General features: G+C 39.5%; 5 protein-coding genes. All 5 read left to right on the top strand.

Going from position 1 to position 11,456, the window contains the following annotated elements; translation table 11 throughout:
- Window positions 1-121: 121 nt before the first annotated feature.
- The 5 genes from IR173_RS03915 (at window position 122) to IR173_RS03890 (ending at window position 11,444) form a co-directional block, all read left to right on the top strand.
- The gene (locus tag IR173_RS03915; RefSeq protein WP_394800639.1) at window positions 122-3,136 is read left to right on the top strand and encodes a SusC/RagA family TonB-linked outer membrane protein; all 3,015 of its coding nucleotides are present in this window, start codon (window positions 122-124) and stop codon (window positions 3,134-3,136) included.
- Between the two features lie 16 nt (window positions 3,137-3,152).
- Window positions 3,153-4,784, top strand: coding sequence for a RagB/SusD family nutrient uptake outer membrane protein (locus tag IR173_RS03910; protein ID WP_237038358.1), 1,632 nt, complete (start codon window positions 3,153-3,155; stop codon window positions 4,782-4,784).
- 98 nt (window positions 4,785-4,882) lie between these two features.
- The gene (locus tag IR173_RS03900) at window positions 4,883-6,361 is read left to right on the top strand and encodes a DUF6057 family protein (protein WP_262914265.1); all 1,479 of its coding nucleotides are present in this window, start codon (window positions 4,883-4,885) and stop codon (window positions 6,359-6,361) included.
- 11 nt (window positions 6,362-6,372) lie between these two features.
- Window positions 6,373-7,836 (top strand): TolB family protein, encoded by a 1,464-nt coding sequence (locus tag IR173_RS03895; RefSeq protein WP_237038357.1) that lies wholly within the window; start codon window positions 6,373-6,375, stop codon window positions 7,834-7,836.
- A 578-nt stretch (window positions 7,837-8,414) separates the two neighbouring features.
- Complete coding sequence (locus IR173_RS03890; protein ID WP_394800638.1) at window positions 8,415-11,444, top strand: SusC/RagA family TonB-linked outer membrane protein; 3,030 nt, start codon at window positions 8,415-8,417, stop codon at window positions 11,442-11,444.
- The last annotated feature ends 12 nt before the right edge of the window (window positions 11,445-11,456 follow it).

The following is an 11,456-nucleotide window of genomic DNA, read 5'->3' as shown; positions in this document are numbered from 1 at the left end:
TATTTGCGCCATTAATCTAAATCATATTGAAAAACATAGTTCTAGAAGAACTACGTTGGTAGTAACTTATTTATTATCTTTAAATTAATACTTTATGTTAAAGAGAGTCAAGTCGGTCAGTATGCTGCTATTCCTTATGGCTGCATCTACAGGAAGCATGAACGCAATTTCCGCTCCTGCAACGGCAAGTTCAAATGCTATTGAACAGCAGACCGAAACCTGTAAAGGAATTGTAAAGGATGCCACAGGTGAAACTGTAATTGGCGCATCCGTAGTAGTAAAAGGCACAACCAATGGTACTATTACCGGTATCGACGGTGATTTTACCTTAAGTGGAGTACCTAAAGGAAGCACTCTTGTGGTTTCCTATGTAGGTTACCTTACTCAAGAAATTAAATTTAATGGTCAGCCAATCAATGTGGTCTTGAAAGAAGACAGTCAAACTTTGGATGAAGTAGTTGTAGTAGGTTATGGTGTGCAGAAAAAGGCAAACCTGACTGGTTCTGTTGCTTCTATCAATGCAGAAGCTCTAGAATCTCGCTCTGTTGCCAGTGTTTCTGCAGCTATGGCAGGACAAATGCCTGGTGTAACTGCTATTCAAACATCAGGTGCACCGGGTGCACAGACAGGTACCATTACTATTCGTGGTAAGAATTCAATTAATGCGGCAAGTCCGTTGGTTATTGTTGATGGTATCCCCGGCAGTATGAATAATATTGATCCGCAGGATATTGAATCTCTTTCTGTATTGAAAGATGCTGCTTCATCTGCCATTTATGGTGTGCAGGCCGCCAATGGTGTTATTGTAATTACCACTAAAAAGGGTAAGAAAGGACAAAAAGCACGTGTTAGTTATTCGGGAACTGTATCTTGGTCAAGCCCGACAGCAACTTTGGATTTCTTAGGCTCTGCTGATTATGCTGTCTTATATAATGAAGCAACACTTAATGAAAACCCAAATGCTGCTTTAACTTATTCGGAAAACGATATCCAGAAATTCCGTGATGGTTCAGATCCTATCGGTCACCCCAATATAGATTGGTATAAAGAAGTTATGAAAAACAGTGCTATAGAAACTCAACATAGCCTCTCTATTAATGGTGGTTCTGAAAATACTACTTATATGGCTTCTTTAGGTTATTTATATCAGGACGGTCTTTCGCAAGAAAAGAACTATGAACGTTATAATGGACGTGTAAATATAGATTCAAAAGTTGCCAAATGGGTCAATATAGGATTAAATGCTTCTGCATATCGTGGTTTGAATAATGATGAGGCTGAGGGGTTTGGCTCTTTATTACAATATGTCAACCGTATTTCTCCTACAATTGGTATCTACGATGAGGACGGCAATTATGAATATGCCGGATATCAGAATCCGGTTGCACAGCAAGGCAAAACTGGTATTTACCGCCAGTTGGACCAACAGTTAAATGCAACAGCTTATATCAACATCACTCCGCTTGAAGGATTAAGCATCAAAGGAGTATATTCATTAAGACATGATTATCGTGATATTCGCAAATTCAAAAGACATTGGAGTTATGGAACCTTCGATTCTGGAAAACGCGAAGGTGAACACAATTATTACAATTGGAATTGGTATACCACTCAGCTATTGGTTAACTACAACAAAACTTTCGGTAAACACAGCATAGGCTTATTGGCAGGTTTTGAACAAGTAGACTATACTTATAGATATACAGAGGCCAAACGTACTGGCGGTGGTAATGATGAATTGGAAGAATCATTGAATACTCTTGATGCATCATCGCAAACAAATAAAGACGGTGGTTATGACACTGGTCGTCAATCTTATTTTGGACGTATCCAATATGATTATGAAAATAAGTATTTGTTCGAGGCCAATCTTCGTACAGATGCTTCATCCCGCTTTCCTAAAGATAACCGTTGGGGTGTGTTCCCTGCCTTCTCTGCAGGATGGAGAGTCTCTGAAGAAGCATTCGTTAAAGACAACGTAGATTGGTTAAGCAATTTGAAGTTACGCCTTGGTTGGGGTAGAACCGGTAATGAAGAGTTGAAGAGCGATGATATTTATCCGGCTGTAGCTACTTATAAGTATGGCAGTTATATGTTTGGCAATACGCTTTATTCTACCACTTACGAATCACGTTATGTAAACAATAACTTGAAATGGGCAACTGTTACCAATTATGAATTAGGTTTGGAAGCCGGTTTCTTGAATAATAAAGTTGGATTTGAACTTTCTTTATACAAGAAAAAAACAAATGATATGTTGCTGTATTTGCCGATTCAAGGAGTGATTGGTATGGATGCCCCTGCTCAGAATGCAGGTAGTGTAGAAAATACCGGTTTTGACTTGAGTATTTTCCATAATAACAGTATCAACAAAGATTGGAGCTATGCAATTAATTTCAATGTGGCTTATGTGAAGAACGAGATTACTGACATGAACGGTACAGAAGGTGTTGACCCGGACAATGGCAAGTATTGGCGTTTGGAAGGTTATCCTATCGGTTCTTTCTATGGATATGTAGCTAACGGATATTTCAATACCGAAGATGAATTAAAGAACTATCCTAAGCGCTTGGGAAGCGAAAAGCTGGGAGATATCAAATATGTAGACAGAGACGGAAACGGTAAGATTAATGCAGCTGACCAGACTGTTATCGGTAAAAACTTCCCAAGTTGGACTGGTGGTTTGAACCTTGCTGTATATTACAAAGATTTTGATTTGTCTATGTTGTGGCAGGGTGCATTTGATGTAGATGCTTACTATACAGGTGAGGCTTCTTATGCATTCTATAATGGAGGTAAAGTATTGAAAAAACATTTGGATCGTTGGACACCCGAAAACCATAATGCTAGCTATCCGCGTATAACTAAGAGTTCACAGACAAACTTTGTTACTTCTTCATTCTGGTTGGAAGATGCTTCGTATGTGCGTCTGAAGAATATTTCGTTAGGATATAATCTACCCAAAAGTCTGTTAACTAAGATAGGCATTGAAAAAGCAAAAGTATTTGTATCTGGTGAAAACTTGTTGACTTTCTCAGGCCTAGACGGTGTAGATCCTGAATCACCATCCGATACTCGCGGTGCATTCTATTCTAACGTGAAGAAAATTTCTTTAGGACTTAAAGTTTCATTCTAATACTTATTAATGCAATATGAAAAAGAACTATTTATATATCCTTGCTTCAACTGTTTTATTGGGATTTACTTCTTGTGTTGACTTGGATCGCTATCCATTGGAGGAACTCTCGGATGGAAGTTTTTGGAAAACTGCCAAAGATGCAGAAATGATTGTTTCCGACTTGTACGGTGGACTACCTGGTGCTATGGATGTAGATGGTGACATCAATTCCGACAATGCAGTGCATGGTATCAAATGGGCTGCCGGTAATGTATCGAAGGGTATCTATGACCCTCAAGATATGTCTTGGAGTGGAAATTATGCTAACATCAGACAAGCCAATTTGATATTGAGCAAAATAGATGAAATTCCGGATTATAACCAAGCTGAAAAGGATAAAGCATTAGGACAGACATATTTCTTCCGCGCTTTCCAATATTTTGATTTGATTCGTACTTTTGGTGATGTTCCTTACATTGACAAACCGTTGGAATTGTCTGACCAGGAAGGTATTACTCGTACTCCGAGAGCTGAAGTTTATACTAAATTAATGGCGGACTTTGACAAAGCAATCGAACTTTTACCTACCACATGGCCGGAATCAGATTATGGACGTATCACTAAAGGTGCGGCAATGGCAATGAAAGCACGCGCAGCTTTGTATTATGGCGATTGGCAAGTAGCTGCAGATAATGCAAAGAAAGTAATGGATTTGGGGCTTTATGAGCTGTATGATAAAAATAATACCGGAAAATATGAAGAATTATTTTGGGAAAAATCTGATGGTTGTAAAGAATTTATTTTAGTAAATCAATACAATGCACCGGACAAAACTTCGTATCTGATTGGTTGGGAATGTTTTCCGACTTTAGGTTGGGGCGGTATCAATCCCACTCAGAGCTTGGTAGATGCTTTTGAGGATATCGAAGGTGCACCTATCAGCAAATCTAAAATTTACGATGAAAAAAATCCGTTTGAGAAGCGTGACCCGCGTTTGGAAGTGAATGTATTGCACGATGGTGAAGTTATGTATGGAGTTACTATCAAAGTTGCTCCTCTACCCTCTAGTGGGGATACAGGTGTCAGCATTAACCGAGATGCTACTGCTACCGGATATTATCAGCAAAAATGGTTAGACCCAAGCATTGATCCACAATCACAAGGATGGGATATGGGCAAAGATGGTGTTGTTATCCGTTATGCTGAGGTTTTACTGACTTACGCCGAAGCAATGAATGAACTGAATGGATTGAGCAGCGAAGCTTTTGATGCTGTTAATCAGGTTCGTAAACGTGTAGGTATGCCTATCTTGCAAAACTCGGATGCAAGCAAACCTACTTATTGTGGTAGTCAAGACGAACTTCGTCAACGTATCCGTAATGAATGGCGTGTGGAATTTGCACTTGAAGGTGGTAAGCGGCAATGGGATATCCGTCGTTGGGGTATTGCTAAAGAAGTTTTGAACGCTCCGTTCCAAGGTTTGAAATATCGTTTGGAAGATTCGGATAAAGCACATCCTAAAGATAATGGAAAGATTTGTATCTTGTATGAAGGCGACAATATTCAATTGACAGGAAGCAAGTATGAAGATCATAATTATGTTTATCCTGTTCCGCAAAGTGAAATTAATTTAAATCCGAATCTGACCCAGAATCCTGGCTATTAAGCATTCTGATTTATTTCAAAGGAAAATGTATAAGAGGTGGGGGCACAGGAGCGTGCTTCCACCTATTACATATAGTATGATAAACCTGAAAAGATTCTATGAATAAAAAAATAACTTATATAATAGGAGGCATTTTGTTTCTTCTTTACTATTTAGCGTATAGAAGTGCATTGTCTCATCTGATTTTTTATCACGAACAACATCACTTATTTCTTTTCTCTAAAGAATATTTTCTCCAGCAAGTACATTCGGAGGGATTAATAAGCTATCTCACTGATTTTTTTATTCAATTCTTTTATTATCCTATTATCGGTAGTGCTTTATTGGCATTGTTACTCTCGTTAGTCTATTTGCTAACCTACCATGCATTATATTTGCTAACAGGAAAAAGAGATTTACTACATCTTTCTATTCTCCCATCACTTGCTTTGTTCTTTTACACTATGCGGGCTGAACATTCGCTTACCTTATTAATTGGCAGCATCTTTTTATTGTTTTTTTTTATAGTTTTTTTGTTGATGATACAACATCGTGGACTACCTCTGTCTTTTATGCGTAGGATGCATATATCTAATAAAACTTTACGTTTGATATTGATTGTACTTCCACTGCCGATTTATGTTGCAGGTGGTTATTATTATTTCATTCGCACTTATAATCGAGGGGAACGTATCATGTTGAAAACAGAACAGTTAGTCAAATCCGGTGAATGGGAGAAAGTATTGGAATATACTAACGGATATTTAATGACCGGACGCAGCAACCAGCTTATTTCTTATTTTCATCATTTAGCACTTTATCATACAGGTCAGCTGCCTTATCGTTTGTTGGATTATCCACAAAAACAGGGAGTTAAGGGCCTCTATTTCCCATGGAACAGCGACAGTCGTGAGAGTGAATACGGACATATTCTCTATGAGGAGTTGGGATATATCAATGAAGCACAACGCTGGGAGTTTGAGTCGATGGTGGTATGGGGAGAGACAGCCCCCCACCTGATAAATTTGGCACGGTATAACATTGTAAACCACCGCCCGCTAGTGGCACAACGCTTTATTAATAAGCTAAAACAATCTCTTTTTTATCGGGAAGCAGCATTGGAGCTTGAGTCATTGGTAAATGGGGGGAAGGTTCCCGGGCTGAGAAACGCATTGGATGGAAAGGTGGATACTCCGGCACGGTTTGCCAATGTCTTGAATATAGGGCCGGAATTGCAATATTTATGTGAGAATGACAGCACCAACAAAATGGCTTTTGAGTATTTAATGAGTAATTTATTACTGAGTAACCATGTGGTTCGTTTTGTGGATAACTTGAAATTGATGTCGCATTTTTCTTATACGGAACTTCCTCGCATTTATGAAGAGGCTCTTTATATTTATAAATTAGGTGTTGGCGAGGAAGAGTTTTCAAAGGTAGGGATAAAGATAAGCCCGGCAACGGAAGATCGGTTTAAACGATATTATGGCCTTGTGCAAAGCAAGCAGTGGGGCACTTTGCAGAAGGAGTTTGGAAATACATATTGGTTTTATTTGAATTATATCAGTCCTTATGGCAATAAGGTGATAGCTAATTAATGGAAAATTATATGAGAATACAGAATCTGCTTTACTATACATTACTTGTTTTTCTGTCCGGATGTACACAATATCATCAGGCAGAAAGCATGAGTGATAGGTTACCATTGGTTTATCCTGATTATACGGATGTAACTTTCCCTATGAATATCGCTCCTCCTAACTTTAGAATCCAGGAGGAAGGGGAGGCTTTCCAGACGGAAATAGGATGTGGGGAAGAAAGCGGCTACATGCTGATTCAGGATGACGAACCGGTAGTCCGCATACCGGAAAAAAAGTGGAAGGCCTTGCTGGAAAAAGCTGCCGGCAAAAAAATATATTTTAGAATCACGGTTAAACAGCATGGCAGATGGATGCGTTATGCCGATATTCAAAATAGTATATCTGCTCATGAAATAGATCCTTTTTTGGCGTATCGTCTGCTTTATCCCGGATATGAGCTTTGGAACGAGATGGGGATTTATCAGCGTGACCTGACAACGTATGAGCAGACTCCCATTGCGGAAAACAGGGATTTTGGGAAGCAATGTATTAACTGCCATACGTTTAACCGGAACTCTCCCGATACAATGATGGTTCATGTACGCGGCAAACAGGGAGGCACTTTGATTTCCCTGAATGGTGAGATTGAGAAGGTTAATCCCAAACCTGAGGAATACACGCATGGCGCCACTTATCCCGCCTGGCATCCTTCCGGTAAATATATTGCCTTTTCTGCCAATGAGATACAGCAGTTTTTCCATTCTTCCGGACGGAAACCTATAGAGGTGTCTGATTTGGCTGCCGACCTGATGGTTTATGATGTGCAGACTCACGAAGCTTTTACCGACTCGTTGGTTTATGGTGAACAGTATATGGAGACTTTTCCGACCTGGAGTCCGGATGGAAAGCAGATTTATTTCTGTCGTGCAGAAGGATACCGTCAAGGGATGCCTTTGGATAGCATCCGGTATGATTTATACCGTATACATTTTGATGCGGAGCATTCCAAACTGCATACATTGGAATGTGTCTATAAGGCGTCGGCACTCCATAAGAGCGTTTCCTTTCCGAGAATTTCACCGGATGGCAGGTTCCTTGTATTTACTCAGTCTGATTACGGTAATTTCTCCATCTGGCATCCTGAAAGTGATTTGTATCTGCTTGACCTGGCTACAGGTGATGTACGGAATATCACGGAAGTGAATAGTGACAATGTAGATAGTTTTCATACTTGGTCTTCGACGGGGCGATGGCTGGTTTTCAGTAGCAAACGTCTGGATGGTTTGTGGGCCCGTCCGTTTTTTGCGTATTTTGATTCCGAAACAGGACATTTTGGCAAGCCTTTCCTGCTGCCTCAGAAGAATCCCGATTTTTATGATACCTTTACATATACTTATAACTTACCGGAATTAATCAAGGCACCTGTAAGGACTGGCAAAAAGTTGTTGAAAACAATAGCTCAACCGATACATCAGACCAAAATAAAAAATTAACTGTCCGTTTTAAGGAAAATATATAAAATATTATCTTAATAAAGACGTGTGTTAGTTAATATTGTATTAACAAAATAAGTAGTTGCTAATCAATTGGTTATTCTGCTTTTGGAATATCTGGAAAAGGGATATTATCAAAGTACCGGGGATGGAAAAACAGATAAAAAAAGCAGTAATAACTGATTGGGTAGAATTTTAGTAACTTCATACTAGTGTTATGATATATAATAAGGAGGCCTTAAAAGAGTATTTCCACGGAATATTGCTAATAAAGCTGAATTAGCACCTTATTTAAGCGGTTTAAATACATAAACTAGTAGGATGCAGGTAGAAAATATTTGGCCAAATAGACTCCACAGAGCGTATGGAGGCGTTTTTATGAAGTCGGATTTATTTCTATCGTTTTGATTATCAGTAAAGTAGTTTAGAGAATAATTCTAGAAGAACTATGGTATATAGTTCTTATTTATTATTCTTTAAATTAATACTTTATGTTGAAGAGAGTCAAGTCGGTCAGTATGCTGCTATTCCTTATGGCTGCATCTACAGGAAGCATGAACGCTGTTTCTGCTCCTGCAATGGCAAGTTCAAATGCTATTGAACAACAGACCGGAATCTGTAAAGGAATTGTAAAGGATGCCACAGGTGAAACTGTAATTGGCGCATCCGTAGTAGTAAAAGGTACAACTAATGGTACTATTACCGGTATCGATGGTGATTTCACCTTAAGTGGAGTACCTAAGGGGAGTACTCTTGTGATTTCTTTTGTGGGCTATGTCACACAAGAAATAAAGTTTAATGGTCAGGCGCTTGACATTGTCTTGAAAGAAGACAGCAAGACTTTGGATGAAGTAGTTGTGGTGGGTTATGGCGTGCAAAAGAAGGTAAACCTGACCGGTTCGGTAACTGCTGTCGGCCCTGAAGAATTGACAACACACGCTAATACTAACCTGTTGGCTACAGTTCAAGGTCAGGTTCCGGGTGTTACCATCATCTCTCGTCCGGGTTCCGATCCAGCAATCAATATGCGCGGCCGCGGTAACTTGGGTACATCGGCTCCGTTGTTTGTTGTCGATGGAGCTATTGCAGATGCCGGTTTCTTTTCCAGCTTGGACCCGAATTCCATTGAAAGCATTTCATTCTTAAAAGATGCGGCTTCATCAGCTATCTATGGTTCGCGTGCTGCATACGGTGTAGTATTGGTGAAGACTAAAGGTGGTAAGGAAGGTAAAGTGAAAGTAAGCTATGACGGAACTGTCAGCTTGAAGTTTGCTACTTATACTCCGAAAGTGTTAGGCTCTGAATGGTATGCCCGTTTGAGTAACGAAGCGGCATTGAATGAAAACCCCAATACGGCATCACTTCCTTATACAGAGGAAGCTATTCAGAAATTCCGTGACGGTAGCGACCCTGATATGTATCCTAATACAAATTGGTATGATTTGGTATTGGATGACCAAGCGGTGATGACCAAACATTCTGTCAGCATCAGTGGTGGCAATAAAGTGAAGTATTATACTTCATTAGGTTATATGTATGATGATAAGTTTACACCGGGATCTAGTTCTAATCGTTATAACTTGATATCAAATCTTTCTTCAGATGTGAACGATTGGCTGTCTTGGCGTTCGAATATCAATTATATCCAAAATACATCGGATACAGAAACCGGTGGTATCGCTTATGTTAATTTGCTGACTATTCCTTCTACTTATGTGGCTCGCCAGAGTAATGGAGAATGGGGTAGTTACGAAGGTGGAAAGCCGGCTGCTTTAGTGAATATGCAGCGCAATCCGTTACGTCAATTGGAAGAAGGCGGATGGAATAAGAGTAAGTCTGAAAATACATTGATAAACTTGGCTGTAGATATCAAACCGGTAAAAGGATTGGTGTTAACCGGTGAAATGATTTATAAGGCGTATGATTATAAATATAGAGTCTATGAGGCTAACCGTCCTAAAATCAAGGACTTTGTTACCGGTAAAGAATTAAATGGTACCGATGTTACAGACTCTAAAATGACTTATGACTGGCAGGAAAACAGCCGTTTGACATACAATGGTTTAGCTAACTATACATGGAGTAATGATATTCACAGTATTGGTGTCTTAGGAGGTATCTCTTATGAACATTACCAGTATCAGAAACAAAAATCCTATCGTAAGAAATTTCCGACTAATGGGATGACTGATATCAATGGCGGTTCCAGTGCTCCTAATGATATGTATACGGAAGGTGGTACCAATGAAGATAAGTTGATGTCTTATTTCGCACGTGTCAATTATTCTTATAAAGACCGTTATCTGTTTGAGGCTAATCTTCGTGCGGATGCTTCTTCTCGTTTCCACAAAGATAATCGTTGGGGTATCTTCCCTTCATTTTCTGCCGGATGGCGTGTGAACCAAGAGGAGTTTATGAAAGATATTCATTGGATTAACAACTTGAAGGTACGTGCTTCTTGGGGACAGTTGGGTAATATCAACAACGTAGGTCAATACGATTATTTCTCAACTTATGAGCAGGGAGACAACTATAACTTTGAAGATACAGTTGTGAATGGTATCATTGAAGCAAAACCGGCAAACGTAGGTTTGGGCTGGGAAACTGTAACTGTTACCAATATCGGTGTGGACTTTGATATCTTTAATGGTTTATTGAGCTTTACCGGTGACTACTATGATAAGCAGACCAAAGATATTTTGATGTCTTATCCGAGCCCTGCTGAAATAGGTATTCCTTCAAAGTATAAAGTTTCTCAGAATATCGGTAAGGTTAGCAACAAAGGTATTGAAATTGCTATAACGCATAATAATAGAATAGGTGATTTTTCTTATTCTATCGGTGGTAACATTACCAAAAACTGGAATAAAGTAAAGGATTTGGGCGTGAACGATCCGATGATTGAGGATCCATGGATTAAGAAGGTAGGTTATGCCATCGGTACATTCTATGGTTATCGTTCAGACGGCTTGCTTACTCAGGAAGATATCGATAACGGTAATTACATTACAGACGGTAATTCAAAACCCAATGCCGGTGATATTAAATATGTTGACCTTGACGGTGATAAGAAATTGACGGATAAGGATAGGGACTATATCGGCTGTGACGTTCCCGATATTACTTACGGTATCAATTTGAGTATGCAGTACAAAGGATTTGACCTGAGTGTGTTCGGTCAGGGTGTAAGCGGTACTAAAGTTCGTTTCTATCAGGAACAGGCGTGGGCGTTCTCCGATTATGCCAGCCCCCGTGAGTATCACTTGAAACGTTGGACTGTAGAAAATCCGAATCCGAATGCAGCTTATCCGCGTATTTACCCGCGTACCAGTGCACATTCTACATTTAATAATAAGTTCTCGGATTTCTGGTTGTTTGATGCAGACTATTTCCGTATCAAGAATATCACATTGGGATATACGTTCCAAAAGAATGTAGTACAGAGTTTGGGTGTAGAAGCACTGAAACTTTATGTAGCGGCAGAAAATCCGTTTACTATCCGTGCCGACCACAGAATGGAAGACTTTGACCCTGAAACAGCTTCAGGCCGTGGTGGAAATACACGAGGCACTGCTTCTCTATCATTTGGTGTAAATCTAACTTTCTAATAAAAAGACAAA

Origin of the sequence: Phocaeicola faecalis, from assembly GCF_021730445.1 — a bacterium.
Classification (GTDB): Bacteria; Bacteroidota; Bacteroidia; order Bacteroidales; family Bacteroidaceae; genus Phocaeicola; species Phocaeicola faecalis.
Note: the sequence above shows the minus strand (reverse complement) of the source record. Positions and strands in the feature narration are given on the sequence as shown.

Coding starts and splice junctions, on each gene's coding strand:
- IR173_RS03910 (WP_237038358.1), top strand. CDS start 3,153: ATGAAAAAGAACTATTTATATATCCTTGCTTCAACTGTTTTATTGGGA.
- IR173_RS03895 (WP_237038357.1), top strand. CDS start 6,373: ATGAGAATACAGAATCTGCTTTACTATACATTACTTGTTTTTCTGTCC.
- IR173_RS03900 (WP_262914265.1), top strand. CDS start 4,883: ATGAATAAAAAAATAACTTATATAATAGGAGGCATTTTGTTTCTTCTT.
- IR173_RS03890 (WP_394800638.1), top strand. CDS start 8,415: ATGGCAAGTTCAAATGCTATTGAACAACAGACCGGAATCTGTAAAGGA.
- IR173_RS03915 (WP_394800639.1), top strand. CDS start 122: ATGCTGCTATTCCTTATGGCTGCATCTACAGGAAGCATGAACGCAATT.